Source organism: Niveibacterium microcysteis, assembly GCF_017161445.1.
GTDB lineage: Bacteria > Pseudomonadota > Gammaproteobacteria > Burkholderiales > Rhodocyclaceae > Niveibacterium > Niveibacterium microcysteis.
The window spans coordinates 866,175-885,605 of the sequence record NZ_CP071060.1 but is presented as its reverse complement, the minus strand read 5'-3'; the positions used below and the strand labels follow the sequence as shown (position 1 = coordinate 885,605).

The window sequence follows — 19,431 nt, the reverse complement described above, 5'->3', positions numbered from 1 at the left end:
TCCTGTCGGATCAAACCGGGTCTTTCTTCAACCCGAAACGGTTCATCAGATCGTAGAGCGTTGGCCGGCTGATCCCGAGCACTTCGGCGGCGCGCGCAATGTTGCCGTTAACGCGAGCCAGCACCCGCACCACGGCACGCCGTTCAGCCTCGTCTCGCACCGCGCGCAGATTGAGCGCGTCAAGATCCTCGTCCGGCGCATTCAGCCCAAGGTCATCCGCCGTGATGCGACCGGCATCCGCCATGATGACCGCGCGCTTGACGCAGTTCTCCAGCTCTCGCACGTTGCCAGGCCACCGATGCGCAGCAAGCGCGGCCAGCGCATCATCGGTAAAGCCCATGGACCCGCGCCGGTGCTCATTCGCAAACCGCTGCACAAACGCGTGAGCGAGCAACAGGGCATCACCATCGCGATCCCGAACCGGCGGAATATCAACCACGATCTCGGCAAGGCGATAAAACAAATCCTCGCGGAAGCGGCCCTGCGTGATCAGGGACTTCAGATCCTGGTGCGTTGCGCAGACGATCCGCACGTCGACCGGAATTTCCTCCCGCCCACCGATGCGCTCGACCACGCGCTCCTGCAGGAAACGCAGCAACTTGGCCTGCAGCGCGATCGGAAGATCGCCTATTTCGTCGAGGAACAGCGTGCCTTTGTGCGCCAGTTCGAACTTGCCAGGCGTTTGCTTGACGGCACCGGTAAACGCGCCCTTCTCGTAGCCGAAGAGTTCGCTTTCGAGCAGGTTTTCCGGAATCGCGGCACAGTTGATCGCCACGAAACGCGCCGCGCGCCGCGGAGAGGCTTCATGCAGGCCGCGCGCGAGCACTTCCTTGCCGGTGCCACTCTCGCCAAGCAGCATGACGGTAACGTTCGCGCTCGACACCTTCTCGATCGTGCGGAGGATGCGCAGCATCGCCGCATCCCGCGTGATCACCGTGCCAAGCGGACCACCGGCGTGCTGGGTCTGAAGACGGCGGTTTTCGTGCTGCAGGTCGTAAAGACGAAACGCCCGGTCTATCGTCAGCATCAACAACTCGGGCTCGAAGGGCTTGGCGAAGAAGTCGTAAGCGCCTGCGCCGACCGCGCGCACGGCGTTCTCGCGGTCGTGCTGCCCTGTGAGCACAATCACCTTGGTGTCCGGCGCAAGTGACAGGATTTCACCCAGGAGCCTGAACCCTTCTGTGGTGTCGTCCGGCGACGGGGGCAAGCCGAGATCCATCGTAACCACAGCCGGCTCATAGCGGCGGATCTGAGCGATCGCCGACTCACGGTCGTCAGCGGTCACTACCTCATACTGGTCGAACGCCCAGCGCATTTGCTTTTGCAGCGCAGGATCGTCCTCGACGACCAGTAGCGTGCGTTTTCGGTCATTCATGTTTCATGCCGCCTCAGCCGGCGATACCGCTTCCCGTACGCACGGGAGCCATACCTGCATCGTTGTTCCGCGCCCCGGCTCGCTCTCGACGTCGATCCGGCCACCTAGTTCGGTGATGTACTGCAGGGTTTCGTAGGCACCGATGCCCATGCCGGCATCCTTTGTGCTCTGGAAAGGCTTGAACAGTCGCTCGCGCACAAACTGCACCGACATGCCACAACCGCTGTCACGGACTTCAATGCAGGCCATGCCGTCGCGCTCGAATACCCTGATTCCGACAATACCATCGTCCCCAGTGGCGTCGAGTGCATTTTGCACCACATGACCGACAACTCTTTCGATGCGCTCCGGGTGAGCCATCGCCACCGGCGCGGCATCCAACTGAACGCTGACAAGCGGACGCTGGTGTCGTTTGCCATCGGCAATCCGCTGCGCCAATTCACCCAGGCTAACCGGGCGACGCATGTCGATGGAGCGCTTCTCCTGCAGCTGCGACATCAGCCCTTTCATGCGCTCCTGCACATGACGCACGGTGTCCAGCATGTCCTGCTGAAATTCGGGGTTGTCCTTGTGGCGATCAGCATTGCGCAGCATCAGCTGCAACTGGGCCACGAGGTTCTTGAGGTCGTGCACGACAAATGCCGACATCCGATTGAACGCGTCGAACTTCTGCGCCTCCATCAAGGCCTCTGCAGCCTGATGACGCCCTAAATGCACCGCTGCCTGACGCGATGCTGTCTTGAGCAGATCGAGCACCTCCCAATCAATGTCGATGCTCGTACGTGCCGTCATCAAGACAACGAAACCGACCAGTTCAAGCTCGACAAACAAGGGCACGATCAACCAGGCATCCGGCACCTGCTCCAGCCAGGCCGGAGGCTCAAAGCCCTCGTAGATCGAGGGCTGGCTGCGCACTTCCGCCAGGTCAACCACCCAGCCACGCTGCATCAGAAAGCGCGCGAACGGGCCGTCAACCGCCTCCGACGCGTCAACCTGCACATGGTTGAGTCGTGCGTACGGCGCATAGCGGCCACTGTGATCCTTCAACCACAGCACACCACCCGGGCTTTCGACAAGGTCCGCCAAGCCCCGGATTACCGCAATCGACAGATCGGCGCTTCCCCCCGACACCGCCAGCGCCTGGGTAAAGCGCAACCATTCAGCACGGTAGTCGTATCGATAGCTGAAGAAATGCTTCGCGAGGAACACACGCAGCTTGGCGCGAAAAGCCCCGGAGAACAGCACGATCGCGCAACCCATCAAGCCGCCGAACAGCAGCAGGATCTGCAAGGCAGCGCCCCACTCACCGCCAAAGAAGCGAACCCAGTAGCCTGCGCCGGCGACAACGAGCAAGAAGAGACCCGCTACGCCAAGCGTCGCCGAGTGGAAGACGACTTCGCGCGACACGCTGATGCGGAAGTTCCAATTGCGGCTTCTGCCCGCAGAGATCGCAACCAAAACCATCGCAGCGCACCACACGAAACCGCGTACGCCCCACAAGGTCAGATCAACGCGCCGGAACATGAAGGCGTCGGCCCCGACATACACGTCGAAGAAGAAGGCGCCGAGCAGTCCCACCGCGAGGGGTTTGATGCCCCAACGGGATTGTTCCGGGAAATTTCGGTAGAGCTGCTCAATCGCAACCAGACCGGCCACCGCGCTGGCCAAGGTCAGCACAGCGACGAACTGCCCACCGAGCAGGCCAGGCACCAAGCCCGATGCGCCGAAGAGATCTGCGAGGAAACGTACCCCAACGACGCCGAGCGCAATCTGCCGCACTCGCGCGATCGACGGCGACAGCTCAGTGCCAGTCAATTCGAGCAACGAGAACAGGAACATCAGCCATGCGGCAATGCGCAGGCTGTCCAGCATTCCGCTGATGGCCCAGAGCAGCCAGGTCGCATCGAGGGCAAAAGCGAGAGACACCAACGCCCACGCCAGACTTGCCGTGATCGCATACAGCAACAGCGCGCCCTGCCGACCGCCGCGCCAGCTGAGCCGCAGGTGCAATCCGACGAGGACGAAAACAAGTGCCGCCAGACCATAGCCAGCGGCAACCATCACTGCGGGAACGGCGCTCATCGACGCCCCTTAACCATTTGCCGCGAATGCACGGCCACCAGATTTGTCACCCTCAATGGGCTCCTTCGCCGGTCAGCACTACCCGAACCGTCTCCGCAAGAATCAATACGTCGAGGAACAGCGTGTGGTTCTTGACGTAGTAGAGGTCGTATTGAAGCTTCTGGATCGCGTCGTCGACGGTCGATCCATATTGGTAGCGCACCTGCGCCCAGCCGGTCAGACCCGGCTTGACACTGTGGCGTACCGCGAAGAAGGGAATGTCACGCGCGAGTTGGTCGACAAAGTACGGCCGTTCCGGACGCGGACCAACGAGACTCATCTCGCCACGGATGACGTTGAGCAGTTGCGGGAGTTCATCAATACGCGTCTTGCGAATGATCCTGCCAACCCGCGTGACCCGATCGTCACGGGCAGAAGCCCACCGCGGCTTGCCATCTTTCTCGGCGTCGGTGCGCATGCTGCGAAACTTGATTACGTGAAAAACGCGGCCGCCGCGCCCTACGCGCTCTTGCGTGTAGAAGATCGGGAGGCCAGACTCAACCGCGATCGCGATCGCCGTCAGCGCCATGACCGGCAGAGCCAGCACCAGCATGACAGTCCCCACTACCAAGTCGAACGTGCGCTTGATCGTGGAACGGAGCCAGCCTTGACGGAACCCGTCACCGTAAATCAGCCAACTGGCTTTGAGCGCATCAATCCGCACCTGCCCACGCACGCGTTCGTAGAACGACGAGAGGTCGAGCACCTTGACGCCCGCGAGCTTGCAGTCAAGCAGCTGCTTGAGCGACATCGAGCCTCCGCGACGTTCGCGGACGGCCACGATGATTTCGTTCACATCGTGCGCCCGTACAGCCTCGAGCAGAGAAGCATTCGCCGCCAGGATCCGGTGGTTTGAGACGACCACGTCATCGTTGTTGACGGCGGGATAGAAACCAACAACCTGCAGGGCTCGGGTGCTTTGGTTGCGCAAACTCTGATCGACCGCCGCGGCTTCGTTGCCGGTTCCGATGACCAGAATGCGGCGGCGAAGGAGCGGTTCGCCGGCAGCGCCGACGACAAACCCGCGCAGGGCGAGGATCGATCCCAACAGCAAAACAACCGTCAGCTCACCACGCTGCTGATCGAAAACACCCCATGGCAGGATGCGGAAGATGGCATAGGCGATCGGGATGCTGGCAAGCAGCGACAACAGGATGCGGGCCAGGGTGTCGTACAAGCTGGAGGTCGGACCGCCGCGGTAGAGGCCCAGCGCGCTGTTAAGCGCAATCATGATGACGGCGAACACCAAGGCCGACGGCGCCAGCGCCTCTACGAGCGCAAAGCCGCCGCTGAGCTGCATGGTCGCAGCAACGAGAATCCCGGCAAACAGCAGCAGGCTATCGAAGAGCACCTGCGCAAACGCGTTGGCCGGTACGTAGTGATTGAAAAGTCGAAACATGGTGTCCCACCCTTGCGCTACGCCGCCCTGCCCGGCGGGCAACGCGCAATTGCTTTAATGGGACCGACGATACCCGAGCGCGCAGGACATTGGCGTGAAGGACGTCACATTCGACAAAGCCGTCAAATTGCGCGTTTATTCAATTAAAACAAAAGCTTGACAACATTTCACGAAAAGAAAACGCGCGCCCACGTGCGCACCGTCACAGTTCGACTTGTGTTCCGAATTCCACCACCCGGTTGGCTGGAATCCTGAAAAAGTCCGCCGCGCTGCCCGAGTTTCGGAACATGAAGATGAAAAGGCGCTCGCGCCACATCGGCATGACACCCTTGATGCGCGGAATGAGCTTCTCGCGGCCAAGGAAGAACGAGGTTTCCATCATCTCGAACTCGAAACCTTGGCTCTGCGCCTGGATCAAGGCTGCCGGGATATCCGGATCGTCCTTGAAGCCGTAGTGCACCGAAATGCGCATGAAGCCGTAGTCGAGATGCTCGACCCAGACGCGATCGATCTCGGGGACGAAGGGAACATCTTCAGTCACCACGGTCAGCAGCACGACGCGCTCATGCAGCACCTTGTTATGCAACAAGTTGTGCAGCAGCGCGCGCGGTACGCCGTCCGGGTTGGTCGTCATGAAAATGCCCGTGCCCGAGACCCGCTGTGGCGGCGAGTGAAACAGCGACTGAATGAACAGCTCAAGCGGGATCGTGTCGGTGCGGGTGCGCTCCGCAACGACTTGGCGGCCACGGCGCCAGGTCGCCAGCAGCAGAAACACGCCCAGTCCCATGGTTAGGGGGAACCAACCGCCATCGAGAATCTTGACCGAGCAGGCTGAAACAAAGGCGAGGTCGACGATCAGGAAACCGGCAAGAAAGAGCCCGCCCTGCAAGCCAGACCATCCCCACAGACTGCGCACGACGATGAAAGCCAGCACGGTATCGATCAACATCGTCAGGGTGACCGCGATGCCGTAGGCCGACGCCAGGGCACTCGACGACTTGAAGCCAATGACCAGCGCGAGCACCGCACCGAGGAGCCCCCAATTGATGCCCGGCACGTAGACTTGGCCGATTTCGCGCGCCGAGGTGTGAATCAGGCTGAAGCGCGGGCAGTAGCCGAGCTGCATCGCCTGGCGAGTCAGCGAAAAAGCGCCGGAAATGACCGCCTGTGAAGCAATGATCGCGGCCAGTGTTGCCAGCCCCACCATCGGGTAGAGCATCCAGGGCGGCGCGAGCAGGAAGAACGGATTGCGTGCCGCCGCCGGATCCGACACCAGCAGCGCACCCTGACCAAGGTAGTTCAGGTAGATGCAAGGCAAGACCAAGCCGAACCAGGCAAGCTTGATCGGCTTGCGGCCAAAATGGCCCATGTCCGCATACAGCGCCTCGGCGCCAGTCACCGCCAGCACGACCGAGCCCAGCACCAGGAAGCCGTGCAGTCGGTGCTCCGCGAGAAACTGAAAGGCGTACAACGGGTTGAGCGCCAGCAGGACGCTTGGCATCTCGATGATCTTGATCAGGCCGAGCACACCAAGCGTAATGAACCAGATGATCATGACCGGGCCGAAAAGCGCACCCACGCTCGCCGTTCCTTTGCTCTGGAACGCGAACAGCAACACGATGATGACAAGTGACAAGGGCAGGATCAATGGCGCAAAGGCTGGCTGCGTTACGGCCACCCCTTCGACCGCGGAAAGCACCGAGATCGCCGGCGTGATCACCCCGTCGCCGTAAAACAGTGCCGCCCCGAACAGACCGGCCGCCGTCAGCCACCACAAAGCCCGCGGATCCTTGGCGGCGGTGCGCTGGGCGAGCGCCATGAGGGCCATGATGCCGCCCTCGCCGCGGTTGTCGGCCCGCATGATGAAGACAACGTACTTCAGGGCCACGATGATGATCAGGGCCCAGAACACCAGCGACAGAATCCCGAGCACGTTGGCGTGTGAAGGCTCCAGCCCGTGCGAGCCAAACACCTCTTTCATCGTATACAGGGGGCTGGTGCCGATGTCCCCGAAAACCACGCCGATGGCGGCGACAGTCAGTGCCGCAAGGCGACCGGAGGATTGCTGCCCGGCGTGGGATCCGTTTGGGGTGTTCTGCATGTTCGATGGAGCGGGCCAACGAGCGCCCGGTGCTGCCCTGCAATAAAAGTGGCGCGGATTATAGGCGTGTCCCCGTTGCACCGCACCCAAGTTCGCTCAGGCACTGCGGCGTGGGCAGGCGAATGGGGTGTCGGTGCTACACTCGGCCGCAATTCAAGCGTACGAGTCACGATTGCATGGACGCCCTCCAACCACCGATTCCAGCCGGCAAGGTCTACCTAATTGGCGCGGGCCCCGGTGAAGCCGATCTGCTGACGGTGCGTGCCGCTCGCATGATCGGTCAAGCGGACGCCGTGGTCTATGACCACTTGGTCGGGGATGGCGTGATGGCGCTGATCCCGGCTGACGCAGAGAAGATCTATGTCGGCAAGGAAGCCGGCAATCACACACTGCCACAGGAGTCGATCAACACGCTCCTGGTGCGCCTCGCTCAGGCAGGCAAGCGTGTCGTGCGGCTCAAGGGCGGTGATCCGTTCATCTTCGGGCGCGGCGGGGAGGAAATCCTAGAACTGATCGGCTCCGGCATTCCGTTTGAGGTCGTACCGGGTGTGACGGCCGCGAGCGGTGCCGCCGCGTTCTCGGGGATACCGCTGACGCATCGGGAGGTAGCGCGCACCTGCGTATTCGCAACCGGCCATTTTCATGACGGCAGCTGCGATCTCGACTGGCCGGCGTTGGCACGCCCGAACCAGACGGTAGTGATCTACATGGGAATCGGCGCGTTGCCCGTTATCAGTGCGCAGCTGGTGGCGCATGGGCTCGCCGCCAGCACACCCGCCGCCGCGGTGCGGCACGCAACACTACCGACGCAACGCACCATCGTCGGCACGCTAGAGGATCTACCTGGGAAAGTGGCGCAAGCCGGCCTGAAGCCCCCCGCCCTGCTGATCATCGGCGAGGTCGTGAACTTGCGCGAGCAGCTCAACTGGTTCGAAGACCTGCCGCGCTGATGTCGGACCCGCCTGTACAGCGGATCCGACACAGAGGAAATCAATCAGGCCGCGACGCGCTCGACGCGCAGATCGACCTTGATTGGCGCACCCTGAGTCAGGACGCGATGAGTCGTGGTGTTGGTATAGAGCAACTTCCCGCCGTAGGAGATCCGAGCCGACAGCACGTAGGTGCGCTGCTGGTCGATCCGTGCGGACGGCACGGAGATTTCGAACGGGATTGGCCCATCCTCTTCAGCCGACAGCCGCATGCGCGCGAGCACCTGCGCCGGCGCGCCGGACTTGGAGATGTCGGTCAGCTCGATGTCAATCACGGCCTGCGGCGGCAGCGCCATGCCATCACCGTAGTTGATACGACCGCGAACGGTGGCGTGAGCGGTTTCCGGCAGGGAACCGACTCCGGCCATTGCGAGCGCCAGCACAGCAAAAGCGGTGCGACGCCGGGCGTTTGGTTTGCCTGCAGCCATGGGACTCAATAAAATCAGGGGTTCGACGCGTATCTGGGGGCGGGCCCTGAGATTTCAAGCGTCGTGAAGTGGTGCCGGGAGAGGGACTCGAACCCTCACAGTGTTACCACCGGCGGATTTTGAATCCGCTGCGTCTACCGATTCCGCCATCCCGGCGCGGAAAGTCAGTCATTATCCCGGAAAACCGCCCCCTCATCAAGCAAAGCTCATGCCGTTAACTGTTTCAGAGTTTGACTTCGACCTGCCGCCGACACTGATCGCGCAGTCCCCTTTGGCCGAGCGCAGCGCCAGTCGCCTGCTGCGCGTTGCTCCGGACACGCTTGAGGACCTGAGCTTCAGGGATCTGCCAAGCCTTCTCGCGCCCGGCGATCTGTTGGTTTTCAACGACAGTCGTGTGCTGCATGCACGTCTGTATGGACGGAAATCGACCGGCGGCGAAGTGGAGGTGCTGATCGAGCGCCCACTTGGCGACCATGAAGCACTGGCCATGGTGCGTGCGAGCAAGTCGCCCAAGCCCGGCAGCCGCATGACTTTGATGGACGCCTTCGATGTGGAAGTGCTCGGCCGCGTGGGCGAGTTCTTTCATCTGCGCTTTCCGCAGGAAGCGACGGTCATTGAATTGATCGAGCGCCACGGCCGTCTGCCGCTGCCGCCTTACATCGACCGCGCCGCGGCCGAAGCAGACGAGGCACGCTATCAGACGGTCTATGCACGACACCTTGGATCGGTCGCAGCGCCGACCGCCGGGCTTCACTTCGACCAGACGGTGCTCGATCAGCTGGCAGCGCGCGGCGTCAAGACCGCAGCGGTAACCTTGCACGTCGGCGCCGGTACGTTCCAGCCAGTGCGCGTCGAGCGCATCGAAGACCACGTCATGCACCGGGAGTGGTACGTGATTCCGGAAGACACCGTTGCCGCAATCACGGCAACCCGTGCGGCCGGCGGGCGCGTTGTGTGCGTCGGCACGACGAGCCTGCGTGCGCTCGAATCAGCGGCGCGCGACGGCGAATTGAAGGCTGGCGCGGAAGAGACCGACATCTTCATCACGCCGGGCTTCCAGTTCCGCGTCGCCGACCGCCTCATCACCAACTTCCACCTGCCACGCTCGACGCTGCTGATGCTCGTATCCGCCTTCGCGGGCCTCGATACGATCCGCAACGCCTACGCACACGCCATCGCAAACCGCTATCGATTCTTCAGCTATGGCGATGCCATGCTGCTCGACAAGGCTTCCACATGAAATTCGATCTTCTGCGCACGTCAGACGGCGCCCGTCGCGGCCGCCTGCAACTCAACCATGGCGTGGTGGACACGCCGGTGTTCATGCCGGTCGGCACCTACGGCACCGTCAAGGCGATGAGCCCGCACGAGCTCGACGACATCGGCGCGCAGATCTGCCTCGGCAACACCTTCCACCTTTGGCTGCGCCCCGGCATGGAGGTCATGAAGACCTTTGGCGGGTTGCACGACTTCATGGGTTGGCGCAAGCCGATCCTGACCGACTCGGGTGGATTCCAGGTCTTCTCGCTCGGGGCGTTGCGTAAGATCACCGAAGAGGGCGTGCGCTTCTCGTCACCAATCGACGGTGCGAAGCTGATGCTGACGCCGGAGGAATCGATGCGCATCCAGCGCGGACTGAACTCCGACATCGTGATGATCTTCGACGAATGCACGCCCTACCCCGCCGATCACGCCACCGCCGCCACGTCCATGCGCCTGTCGATGCGCTGGGCGCGACGCTCGCGCGACGAATTCGATCGACTGGAGAACCCCAACGCTTTGTTCGGCATCGTGCAGGGCGGCATGCATGAAGACCTGCGCGACGAATCGCTGGCCGGGCTTGCGGATATCGGCTTCCATGGTTTCGCCATCGGCGGCCTGTCGGTCGGCGAACCCAAGGAAGAGATGGAGCGCATCCTGACGCACACCGCACCAAAGCTTCCGACCGACAAGCCACGCTACCTGATGGGCGTTGGCACGCCGGAGGACCTGGTGTACGGCGTGTCGCGCGGCATCGACATGTTCGACTGCGTGATGCCGACCCGCAACGCCCGCAACGGCTGGCTGTTCACGCAATGGGGCAACCTCAAGATCCGCAACGCCAAGCACCGCAACGACCCGCGGCCGCTCGACGAGGCCTGCAGCTGCTACACCTGCCGGCACTTCTCACGCGCCTACCTGCATCACCTGGATCGCGCGACCGAAATGCTGGGCCCGCGCCTGATGACGATCCACAACCTGCACTATTACCAGCAACTGATGCGCGAGATGCGCGAGGCGATCGACGCAGACCGGTTCAACGCATTTGTTGCCGACTTCCACGCCCGCCGCGCCCGCGGCATTGACTGACGCCGCGCAAGAGCCGCGTGTTCGGCCCGGGCAGCGTCCCGGGCGCGACGCTGCGCGCTGCTATACTCGGCGGTTTGTGAATAAATCCATTCATCGGAGTGTAACGTGCTGATTTCCAACGCCTATGCCCAGACCGCGGGTGCCGCGGCTGACCCGACCGGCGGCATCATGGGCCTGCTGCCGCTGATCCTGATGTTCGGCATCCTGTGGTTCCTGATGATTCGCCCGCAGATGAAGAAGGCCAAAGAACACAAGGCCGTGCTGGAAGCGCTGCAAAAGGGCGATGAAGTCATGACCCAAGGCGGCGTCGCCGGCAAGGTGGCGAGCGTCGGCGAAAGCTATGTCCGCGTCGAGATCGCCGATGGCGTCGAAGTGCTGGTTCAGAAGGCCGCCGTGGCCACGGTTCTGCCCAAGGGCACGCTGAAGAGCGCCTGAGCCATTCATCGGCTGGGAGGCCCGAGCCTCCCGCCGCCCGCCCCCTCGCCCGGTCCCAAACCATGAACCGTTACCCCCTCTGGAAGAACCTCCTGATTCTGGTGGTTCTGCTGTTCGGCATCCTCTACACGCTGCCCAACTACTTCGGCGAAGTGCCTGCGGTGCAGGTATCGAGCGCAAAGTCGACGATCCGCCTGAGCGAATCCGCACTTGCGACCGCCGAGAAAGCGCTGTCCGACGCGCGCATCAGTCACGACGGCGTGTTCTTCGACAACAACTCGGTCCGCGTGCGTCTTGGCAGCACCGACGCGCAGATCAAAGCGAAGGATGCGCTGGAGCACGCCTTCAACCCGGATCCGAAAGACCCTGGCCATACGGTTGCGCTGAACCTGCTGTCGGCGAGCCCGAAATGGCTCACCGCGATCCATGCGCTGCCGATGTACCTCGGCCTCGATCTGCGCGGTGGCGTACACTTCCTGCTGCAGGTGGACATGAAGGGCGCGATCACGAAGCGCCTCGACTCGACCACCGGCGACATGCGCACCATGCTGCGCGAGAAGGACATCCGCCACGGCGGCATCGTGCGTGACGGCGAGTCGCTGGTTGTCCGCTTCCGCGACGTCGCGACCCGCGACAAGGCACGCAACGTGATTCGCGATCGCCTGCCCGATCTACAACTGGTCGACAAGACCGAAGCGGACGAGCAACTGATCGTCGGCACGCTGACCGAACAGGCCAAGCGCCGCATCCAGGAAGACGCGATCAAGCAGAACATCGTCACCCTGCACAACCGGATCAACGAACTCGGCGTGGCCGAACCGGTGATCCAGCAGCAGGGGGCGGACCGCATCGTGGTGCAGCTGCCGGGTGTGCAGGACGTTGCCAAGGCGAAATCGCTGATCGGCCGCACCGCAACGCTGGAAGTGCGCATGGTCGATGAAGCCGCCACGCAAAGTGGCAGCAGCGTCGGCGTGGATGTGATTCCGGAGCGCCGTCGCGATGGCTCGGTGATCCCGGTTGCAGTGAAGAAGCAGATCGTGCTGACCGGCGACCGCTTCAACGGTGCCGACGCCACCTTCGACAGCAACCAGCAACCCGCTGTTGCAGTAAGCCTGGACGCCGCCGGCGGCCGCATCATGCGCGATGTCACCCGTGACAGCGTCGGCAAGCGCATGGCGATCATCCTGTATGAACGCGGCAAGGGCGAGGCGATCTCGGTCGCCACGATTCAGGGCGAGTTCGGCAACCGCTTCCAGATCACCGGCCAGTTCTCGCCGGACGAGACGACGAGCCTGGCGATCCTGATCCGCTCTGGCTCGCTGGCTGCGCCGATGGACATCATTGAGGAACGCACGATCGGCCCGAGCCTTGGTGCCGACAACATCGCAAAGGGCTTCAAGTCCACGATGTGGGGCTTCATCGCCATCGCGATCTTCATGGTGATCTACTACATGGTGTTCGGCCTGGTATCGGTGATCGCCCTCGGCGCGAACCTGCTGCTGCTGTTGGCCTTGCTGTCCTTGCTGCAGGCAACCCTAACACTGCCTGGCATTGCGGCGATCGCCTTCACCCTGGGTATGGCGATTGACGCGAACGTGCTGATCAACGAGCGGATTCGCGAAGAACTGCGTAACGGTTCGACACCGCAAGCCGCAATCGCCGCGGGTTACGAACGCGCCTTCGGCACGATTCTCGACTCCAACGTCACGACGCTGATTGCCGGTATCGCACTGCTGATCTTTGGCAGCGGCCCGGTGCGCGGCTTCGCGGTGGTGCATTGCCTTGGCATCCTGACCTCGATGTTCAGTTCGGTGCTGGTGTCGCGCATGGTCACCAATTTCATCTACGGCGGCCGTCGCAAGCTGCAGTCGATCGCAATTGGCCAGATCTGGCGCCCCGCTGCCGACACGCAAGAGTAAGCAACAACACGCGGGCGGCCGCGGCCGCCCGCCTTTGAATCCTGTTTCATAACGGAAGCCAACATGGAATTCTTCCGCATCAAGAAAGACATCCCGTTCATGCGGCATGCGTTGATTTTCAACGTCATCTCGCTGATCACCTTCGTCGCAGCCGTATTCTTCCTCGCTACGCGCGGCCTGCACTTCTCGATCGAATTCACCGGCGGCACGGTGCTGGAGGTGAATTACGCTACCGCCCCGCAGCTTGAGCCCATCCGCAAGGCCCTGAGCAACGACGGCTTCGTCGACTTCCAGGTGCAGAACTTCGGCAGCTCGCGCGACGTGATGATCCGTCTGCCGAACCGCGAAGGCGAGTCGAGCGCGCAGATCTCGGAGCGCGTGAAAGCCACGCTGGCGAAGGTTGAAGGGCCCACCGCCGAGTTGCGCCGCGTGGAATTCGTCGGCCCGCAGGTTGGTAAGGAACTCGCTTCCGACGGTGGCCTCGCGTTGCTGCTGGTGGTGGCCGGCATCGTCGCCTATCTCGCAGTGCGCTTCGAGTGGCGCCTTGCAGTCAGCGCGATCGTCGCCAACCTGCACGACGTCGTGATCATCCTGGGCTTCTTCGCCTTCTTCCAGTGGGAGTTCTCGCTGCCGGTGCTGGCTGCGGTGCTCGCAGTGCTGGGCTATTCGGTGAACGAATCAGTGGTCGTGTTCGACCGTGTGCGCGAGACCTTCCGCAACAGCCGCAAGCGCGGCCTGTCGGTCGAGGAAGTCATCGACCACGCGATCACGTCGACGATCTCGCGAACCATGATCACGCACGGCTCGACCGAAATGATGGTGCTGTCGATGCTGGTGTTCGGCGGCCCGACGCTGTTCTACTTCGCGCTCGCGCTGACGATCGGCATCCTGTTCGGCATCTACTCCTCGGTGCTCGTCGCAGCCCCGCTTGCCAAGTGGCTGGGCGTCAAGCGCGAACAGTTCATCATTCAGCCGAAGAAGAAGGAAGAAGCCGTCGTCTGACGCACGCTTCGCAAGAAAAACAAAGGGCCGCTTATGCGGCCCTTTTCATTGCAGCCGCGCGATGCGGCGGCAGTCGGTCTCAACGCCCGTAGGTGTCCTCGAAGCGCACGATGTCGTCCTCGCCCAGATAGGAACCGGACTGCACCTCGATGATCTCGAGCGGTACCTTGCCCGGGTTGGCCAGACGATGCGTATGCCCGAGCGGGATGTAGGTGGACTGGTTCTCGGTCAGCAGGAAGACCTGATCGCCGTTGGTCACCTCGGCCGTGCCCTTGACGACAATCCAGTGCTCGGCGCGGTGATGGTGCATCTGCAGCGAAAGCTTCGCACCCGGATTCACGACGATGCGTTTGACCTGGAAGCGCTCGCCATTATCGATCGAGTCGTACCACCCCCAGGGGCGGAACACCTTCCGGTGGCTATTTGCCTGCGAGCGACCTTCCGCCTTCAGGCGGGCGACGATCTTCTTGACGTCCTGGGTGTTGCGCTTGTGCGCCACCATCACCGCGTCCGGTGTCTCGACCACCACCATGTCCTTGAGACCGATTGCAGCAACCAGGCGCGATTCGGCCATCACCATCGTGTCTTCGCTGGACTCGAACATCACGTCGCCACGACCAACGTTGCCGGCTGCGTCCTTCTCACAGACCTGCCACAGCGCATCCCAGGCACCGACGTCGGACCACCCCGCGGCCATCGGAACCACGACGCCACGGCCGAGCTCGGGAGCGGAGGGCAACTTCTCCATCACCGCGTAGTCGATCGAGTCCGACGGCGAAGTCAGGAAAGCCGCCTTGTCGGCGCGCACGAAGTCGGCGTCGTCGGTTGCGCTGTCCATCGCGCGGCGGCAGGCCGCAGCCATTTCCGGATTGAAACGCTCGATCGCAGCCAGCCAGCGCGAGGCTTTCATCATGAAGATTCCGCTGTTCCACAGATAGTCGCCGGCGGCGACATACTTCGCGGCTGTTGCCGCATCCGGCTTTTCGACGAACGCATCGATCGCGCGTGCACTGGCCGCGCCAGCGACGCTATCGCCAGTCCGTATGTAGCCGTAGCCGGTTTCGGCACGGTCGGGCACGATACCGAAGGTGACAAACGCACCGTTCGCTGCAAGACCCGCGCCCTCTGCGATCGCGGTCTGGAAACGCGCGACGTCGGGAATCACATGGTCAGCCGGCATCACGAGCAGCACCGGGTCGGCGCCATCACGCACCGCGAGCAGCGCCGCCAGCGTCAGCGCCGGCGCGGTGTTGCGGCCAGCGGGCTCCAGCACGATGCGGCCGCGCTTGCCAAGCTGGCGCAACTGCTCGGCGATCACGAAACGATATTCCTCGTTGCTGACGACGATGGTGTCGGGCGCCACGGCGGCGTCAAAGCCATCCAGCCGGCGCGCGGTCGCCTGCAGCAGCGTGTCGGTGCCTGTCAGCGCCAGCAACTGCTTCGGATACTGCTCACGGGAAGCCGGCCAGAGTCGGGTGCCGGAGCCGCCCGACAGAATTACGGATTGAATCGTCATGTTTGTTTTCCTTACGCGGGGGAGGCGACACCATCTGCGTGGGTCGCATAGCCATGGGGATTCTTCTGCTGCCAACGCCAGGTATCAGCGCACATTGCGTCAAGGTTGCGCGTCGCGCGCCAACCCAATCGTTCGGCGGCCAGTGCGGGGTCCGCATAGCAGGCGGCTACGTCACCCGCACGGCGCGGCGCGATGCGGTAAGCCACCTTGCGGCCGCTGCCGCGCTCAAATGCGGCCACCATGTCGAGCACGCTGTAGCCCTGGCCGGTGCCAAGGTTGACGGCCAGGCAGCCCGGCTCGCGACGCAGCCGCTCAAGTGCGCAAAGATGGCCCAGTGCGAGATCGACCACATGGATGTAGTCGCGCACGCCGGTGCCGTCCGGTGTCGGGTAGTCGTCGCCCCATACATTCAGGAACTCACGCCGGCCGATCGCCACCTGCGCGACGAAGGGCATCAGGTTGTTCGGGATGCCCTGTGGGTCTTCACCGATCAGGCCGCTCTCGTGCGCGCCAACTGGATTGAAGTAACGCAGGATCGCAATCCGCCAGGACGGGTCGCTGCGCTCCAAGTCGCGCAGCATGTCTTCGATCACCAGCTTGGTGCGGCCATACGGATTGGTGGCCGACAGCGGATGATCCTCGGTCAGCGGCAGGCGCTGCGGATCGCCATACACGGTGGCCGATGAGCTGAACACCAACGACTTGACCTGGCATTCGGCCATCGCCTCGAGAAGACGTAGCGTGCCAACAACGTTGTTGTCGTAGTAGCTGAGCGGTTTCTCGACCGATTCGCCAACCGCCTTCAGGCCAGCAAAGTGGATCACCGCCTCAGCGCCGGACTCACGCAATGCAGCCACGAGCGCAGCGCGGTCGCGGATGTCGCCGCGTACGTGGCGCAGCGTACGACCGGTGATGCGCTCGACACGCGCGAGCGCCTCAGGGTGGCTATTGCTGAAGTTATCGAAAACGGTAACGTCGTATCCTGCCTGCAGCAGTTCGACGCAGGTGTGGGAGCCGATGTAGCCAGCGCCACCAGTCACGAAAATCATTGAGCGTTCCTTTGACAGCCTAGCTTTCCATTGTCATGGATTCTGCTGCGCTGCAAAAGGAGAAGCATCACAGACAGATCCGCAGAACCTTCTAGCATGAAACGCGCCTGCAACACTCGGCGCCTATGGTGGCTATGCACACACACGACACGAGGCCCCAGATGATCTGTTTCTCCCCCTTGCCGGTGCCGAATCGCGGCCCCGCGGCGAACGACCCGGTCTTGCGCATCAGCGATGCCGAGTTGGCACGCGCGATGCGCCGCGCCGAACTGCACGAACATGAACTGGCCGACCCATACGGCGACGATGACGGCGACGAAGCGGGCATCAGCTGGGTCGTCTGACGTACCCCGCAATGAAAAAGGGCGGCCACAGCCGCCCTTTTCTTTTGCGCCGGCGAATATCAGCCAGCAACTGATTTCACATGGCGCACATCTTCACCGCGCGCCATGTAGAACACGTACTGCGCCATGTTCTTCGCGTGGTCGCCAATGCGTTCGAGCGCCTTGGCGACGAAGATGATGTCGATACCGCCCGAAATCGTGCGCGGGTCTTCCATCATGAAGGTGATCACCTGGCGCATCACGCCCTTGAATTCAGCGTCGATCAACTTGTCCGAACGCACCACCTCATCGGCGGCATCGGTATCGAGGCGAGCGAAGGCGTCGAGCGCCTGACGCAGTTCGTTGATCGCCATCTCGGACATATGCGACAGCTGCACCCGCGGCACCGCTAGCGCGCCGCCATGAATCGCCTTCGCCATCTTCGCGATCTTCTTCGCTTCGTCGCCGATGCGTTCCAGGTCGGTGATCGCCTTGAGCACCGCGAAGATCAGACGCAGATCTATCGCCGCCGGCTGGCGCTTCGCGATGACCTGCGAGCAGGCCTCGTCGAGGTCCATTTCGAGGGCATTGACCCGATGATCGTCCTCGATCACGCGCTCGATCAGATCCTGATTGCCGTCGATCAGGCCTTCGATCGCGCGCGAAATCTGTTGTTCTACGAGTCCGCCCATCTGCATCACGCGGGTGCGGATGCTTTCCAGCTCAAGGTCGAACTGCTTGGAAGTGTGTTCGGTCATGCCTCAATCCTTTCACGCATAACCCGGAGAGGTTACGCACCCAAGATTTCAACTGCGTGACAGTCGCTCGACACCGCTCGGGCTGCTGATCAGCAGGAGATCAACACCGCGACGGGCAAACAAGCCGCTCGTGACGACGCCAGTGATGTGGTCAATGGTACTTTCCAGCGCGGCCGGATCGGTGATGGAGAGACCATGCACGTCCAGGATGACATTGCCGTTATCGGTCACCACACCCTCACGCCAGCGCGGATCGCCGCCCAGCCTGCGCAGTTCGCGCGCCACATGTTCGCGCGCCATCGGGATCACCTCCACCGGCAGCGGGAACTTGCCGAGCACGCCGACCTTCTTGCTCGCGTCGGCGATGCAAACGAACTCGCGCGCCACGGCGGCAACGATCTTCTCGCGCGTCAGCGCTGCGCCGCCGCCCTTGATCGCGTTGAGGCCCGGGTCCACCTCATCGGCGCCATCGACATAGATCGGAATCTCAGTGACCTCGTTGAGATCCAGCACGCGGATCCCCAAGCCTTCCAGCCGCACACGGCTGGCTTCGGAACTCGCCACCGCACCGACAAAGCGCGATTTGATCGGCGCCAGCGCGTCGATGAAGAGGTTGGCCGTCGAGCCGGTGCCGACGCCCAAGACGCAGCCCTCCGGAGCGTTGGCCGCGACATAGTCCGCCGCAGCCTGTGCGACGAGTTGCTTGAGTTGATCCTGGTTCATGATGGGTTCGTGAGCATTGCAGCAGTCGGACAGCGATTGTAGCGAAGCGCGCGCAGCCTCGCCGGAAAGCCGCAGCATCGGCGCCACGCGTCGGGCAACGGCGTCATCGAAGTGGCGTGACATCGTCATGCCCCTGCAACACGCGGCCCGGAAGATCCGCCGCCATGCCGCGCGTGAGAACTCTCTTTCTATCCGACATCCACCTCGGAACCCGCGCCTGCCAAGCCGAGCAACTGCTCGACTTCCTGCGCGAACACCCCGCCGACAAAGTGTTCCTGATCGGCGACATCATCGATTTCTGGGCGATGAGCCGCAGCATTCACTGGAGCGCGGCGCAGAACACCGTGGTGCAGAAGCTGCTGCGGCGCGCCCGCCATGGCGAAGAGATCGTCTTCATCCCCGGCAACCACGACGAGGCGCTGCGCGACTACTGCGGCACCGTATTCGGTGACATCCGCGTCGAACACGAACATGTGCACACCACCGCAGACGGCCGCCGCTTCCTGCTCGTGCATGGTGACGAGTTCGATCAGGTAACCCGCTATCACCGCTGGGTCGCGGTGCTCGGCGACATGTCCTACACGCTGCTGGTGCGCCTCAACATCGTCCTGTCATGGGTGCGTCGCAGACTCGGCTGGGCCGGCTACTGGTCGCTTGCCGGCTACGCCAAGCGGCGGGTCAAGACCGCGCTGCAGTTCATCTTCGATTTCGAGGAATCGGTGATCCACGCGGCGCGCGACCGCAAGCTCGACGGCGTGATCTGCGGCCATATCCACTGGGCCGCGATTCGTGAGGTCGATGGTCTGACCTATGTGAATTGCGGCGACTGGGTGGACTCCTGCACCGGCATCGTCGAACACCTCGACGGCCGCCTTGAACTGGTGACCTGGCGCGGCGCGGCAACCGCCGCCCTGCCCAGCCCCGAACTTCTTGAGAAAGCCTGA

General features: G+C 62.7%; 17 protein-coding genes and 1 tRNA gene. 8 read left to right on the top strand and 10 right to left on the bottom strand.

Annotated features, from left to right (window positions below; translation table 11 throughout):
- Positions 1-10: 10 nt before the first annotated feature.
- From prsR to JY500_RS04110, 4 genes are all read right to left on the bottom strand, one after another.
- Positions 11-1,375 (bottom strand): PEP-CTERM-box response regulator transcription factor, encoded by a 1,365-nt coding sequence (gene prsR, locus JY500_RS04125; RefSeq protein ID WP_206255148.1) that lies wholly within the window; start codon positions 1,373-1,375, stop codon positions 11-13.
- A 3-nt stretch (positions 1,376-1,378) separates the two neighbouring features.
- Positions 1,379-3,457: an XrtA/PEP-CTERM system histidine kinase PrsK gene (gene prsK, locus JY500_RS04120; RefSeq protein ID WP_246479783.1), complete on the bottom strand. Its 2,079-nt coding sequence runs from the start codon at positions 3,455-3,457 to the stop codon at positions 1,379-1,381.
- Positions 3,458-3,509: 52 nt separating this feature from the next.
- Positions 3,510-4,895: a TIGR03013 family XrtA/PEP-CTERM system glycosyltransferase gene (locus JY500_RS04115; protein WP_206256401.1), complete on the bottom strand. Its 1,386-nt coding sequence runs from the start codon at positions 4,893-4,895 to the stop codon at positions 3,510-3,512.
- A 202-nt stretch (positions 4,896-5,097) separates the two neighbouring features.
- Positions 5,098-6,996 carry a potassium transporter Kup gene (locus tag JY500_RS04110; RefSeq protein ID WP_172204661.1) on the bottom strand — a complete coding sequence of 633 codons (1,899 nt, stop codon included), beginning with the start codon at positions 6,994-6,996 and terminating at the stop codon, positions 5,098-5,100.
- Positions 6,997-7,172: 176 nt separating this feature from the next.
- On the opposite strand from JY500_RS04110, the gene cobA reads away from it, so the two are divergent.
- Entirely contained in the window at positions 7,173-7,946 is a 774-nt protein-coding gene (gene cobA / locus JY500_RS04105; RefSeq protein ID WP_206255147.1) for a uroporphyrinogen-III C-methyltransferase, read from the top strand.
- Between the two features lie 44 nt (positions 7,947-7,990).
- On the opposite strand, the gene JY500_RS04100 is transcribed toward cobA, so the two are convergent.
- Entirely contained in the window at positions 7,991-8,368 is a 378-nt protein-coding gene (locus JY500_RS04100) for a YbaY family lipoprotein (protein WP_172204657.1), read from the bottom strand.
- Between the two features lie 114 nt (positions 8,369-8,482).
- A tRNA-Leu gene (locus JY500_RS04095) sits at positions 8,483-8,569 on the bottom strand.
- Between the two features lie 52 nt (positions 8,570-8,621).
- Here JY500_RS04095 and queA point away from each other — a divergent pair.
- The 5 genes from queA (at position 8,622) to secF (ending at position 14,118) form a co-directional block, all read left to right on the top strand.
- A complete protein-coding gene (queA, locus tag JY500_RS04090; RefSeq protein ID WP_206255146.1) occupies positions 8,622-9,653 on the top strand; it encodes a tRNA preQ1(34) S-adenosylmethionine ribosyltransferase-isomerase QueA in 1,032 nt (343 codons plus the stop codon).
- Positions 9,650-10,762, top strand: coding sequence for a tRNA guanosine(34) transglycosylase Tgt (gene tgt, locus JY500_RS04085; protein ID WP_172204653.1), 1,113 nt, complete (start codon positions 9,650-9,652; stop codon positions 10,760-10,762). The genes queA and tgt overlap by 4 nt, the downstream gene beginning before the upstream one ends.
- 105 nt (positions 10,763-10,867) lie before the next feature.
- Positions 10,868-11,197 carry a preprotein translocase subunit YajC gene (yajC, locus tag JY500_RS04080; protein WP_172204651.1) on the top strand — a complete coding sequence of 110 codons (330 nt, stop codon included), beginning with the start codon at positions 10,868-10,870 and terminating at the stop codon, positions 11,195-11,197.
- Positions 11,198-11,259: 62 nt separating this feature from the next.
- A complete protein-coding gene (gene secD / locus JY500_RS04075) occupies positions 11,260-13,116 on the top strand; it encodes a protein translocase subunit SecD (protein WP_206255145.1) in 1,857 nt (618 codons plus the stop codon).
- Between the two features lie 63 nt (positions 13,117-13,179).
- Positions 13,180-14,118, top strand: coding sequence for a protein translocase subunit SecF (gene secF / locus JY500_RS04070; protein ID WP_172204647.1), 939 nt, complete (start codon positions 13,180-13,182; stop codon positions 14,116-14,118).
- 79 nt (positions 14,119-14,197) lie between these two features.
- Here the strand turns inward: secF and JY500_RS04065 are convergent, their stop codons facing one another.
- Both JY500_RS04065 and galE read right to left on the bottom strand, forming a co-directional pair.
- Positions 14,198-15,634: a mannose-1-phosphate guanylyltransferase/mannose-6-phosphate isomerase gene (locus JY500_RS04065; RefSeq protein WP_206255144.1), complete on the bottom strand. Its 1,437-nt coding sequence runs from the start codon at positions 15,632-15,634 to the stop codon at positions 14,198-14,200.
- Between the two features lie 11 nt (positions 15,635-15,645).
- Complete coding sequence (gene galE, locus JY500_RS04060) at positions 15,646-16,683, bottom strand: UDP-glucose 4-epimerase GalE (RefSeq protein WP_206255143.1); 1,038 nt, start codon at positions 16,681-16,683, stop codon at positions 15,646-15,648.
- Positions 16,684-16,844: 161 nt separating this feature from the next.
- Here galE and JY500_RS04055 point away from each other — a divergent pair, with 161 nt between their 5' ends.
- Positions 16,845-17,027: a hypothetical protein gene (locus JY500_RS04055; protein WP_172204641.1), complete on the top strand. Its 183-nt coding sequence runs from the start codon at positions 16,845-16,847 to the stop codon at positions 17,025-17,027.
- A 59-nt stretch (positions 17,028-17,086) separates the two neighbouring features.
- Here JY500_RS04055 and phoU read toward each other — a convergent pair whose 3' ends face one another.
- Together phoU and rpiA are read right to left on the bottom strand one after the other, a co-directional pair.
- Entirely contained in the window at positions 17,087-17,764 is a 678-nt protein-coding gene (phoU, locus tag JY500_RS04050) for a phosphate signaling complex protein PhoU (RefSeq protein WP_172204639.1), read from the bottom strand.
- A 48-nt stretch (positions 17,765-17,812) separates the two neighbouring features.
- Entirely contained in the window at positions 17,813-18,487 is a 675-nt protein-coding gene (gene rpiA / locus JY500_RS04045; protein ID WP_206256400.1) for a ribose-5-phosphate isomerase RpiA, read from the bottom strand.
- Between the two features lie 164 nt (positions 18,488-18,651).
- Here rpiA and JY500_RS04040 point away from each other — a divergent pair, with 164 nt between their 5' ends.
- Positions 18,652-19,431: a UDP-2,3-diacylglucosamine diphosphatase gene (locus JY500_RS04040; RefSeq protein ID WP_206255142.1), complete on the top strand. Its 780-nt coding sequence runs from the start codon at positions 18,652-18,654 to the stop codon at positions 19,429-19,431.

Coding starts and splice junctions, on each gene's coding strand:
- prsR (WP_206255148.1), bottom strand. CDS start 1,375: ATGAATGACCGAAAACGCACGCTACTGGTCGTCGAGGACGATCCTGCG.
- secD (WP_206255145.1), top strand. CDS start 11,260: ATGAACCGTTACCCCCTCTGGAAGAACCTCCTGATTCTGGTGGTTCTG.
- JY500_RS04065 (WP_206255144.1), bottom strand. CDS start 15,634: ATGACGATTCAATCCGTAATTCTGTCGGGCGGCTCCGGCACCCGACTC.
- galE (WP_206255143.1), bottom strand. CDS start 16,683: ATGATTTTCGTGACTGGTGGCGCTGGCTACATCGGCTCCCACACCTGC.
- secF (WP_172204647.1), top strand. CDS start 13,180: ATGGAATTCTTCCGCATCAAGAAAGACATCCCGTTCATGCGGCATGCG.
- tgt (WP_172204653.1), top strand. CDS start 9,650: ATGAAATTCGATCTTCTGCGCACGTCAGACGGCGCCCGTCGCGGCCGC.
- JY500_RS04110 (WP_172204661.1), bottom strand. CDS start 6,996: ATGCAGAACACCCCAAACGGATCCCACGCCGGGCAGCAATCCTCCGGT.
- queA (WP_206255146.1), top strand. CDS start 8,622: ATGCCGTTAACTGTTTCAGAGTTTGACTTCGACCTGCCGCCGACACTG.
- JY500_RS04055 (WP_172204641.1), top strand. CDS start 16,845: ATGATCTGTTTCTCCCCCTTGCCGGTGCCGAATCGCGGCCCCGCGGCG.
- cobA (WP_206255147.1), top strand. CDS start 7,173: ATGGACGCCCTCCAACCACCGATTCCAGCCGGCAAGGTCTACCTAATT.
- prsK (WP_246479783.1), bottom strand. CDS start 3,457: ATGAGCGCCGTTCCCGCAGTGATGGTTGCCGCTGGCTATGGTCTGGCG.
- phoU (WP_172204639.1), bottom strand. CDS start 17,764: ATGACCGAACACACTTCCAAGCAGTTCGACCTTGAGCTGGAAAGCATC.
- JY500_RS04115 (WP_206256401.1), bottom strand. CDS start 4,895: ATGTTTCGACTTTTCAATCACTACGTACCGGCCAACGCGTTTGCGCAG.
- rpiA (WP_206256400.1), bottom strand. CDS start 18,487: ATGAACCAGGATCAACTCAAGCAACTCGTCGCACAGGCTGCGGCGGAC.
- JY500_RS04040 (WP_206255142.1), top strand. CDS start 18,652: ATGCCGCGCGTGAGAACTCTCTTTCTATCCGACATCCACCTCGGAACC.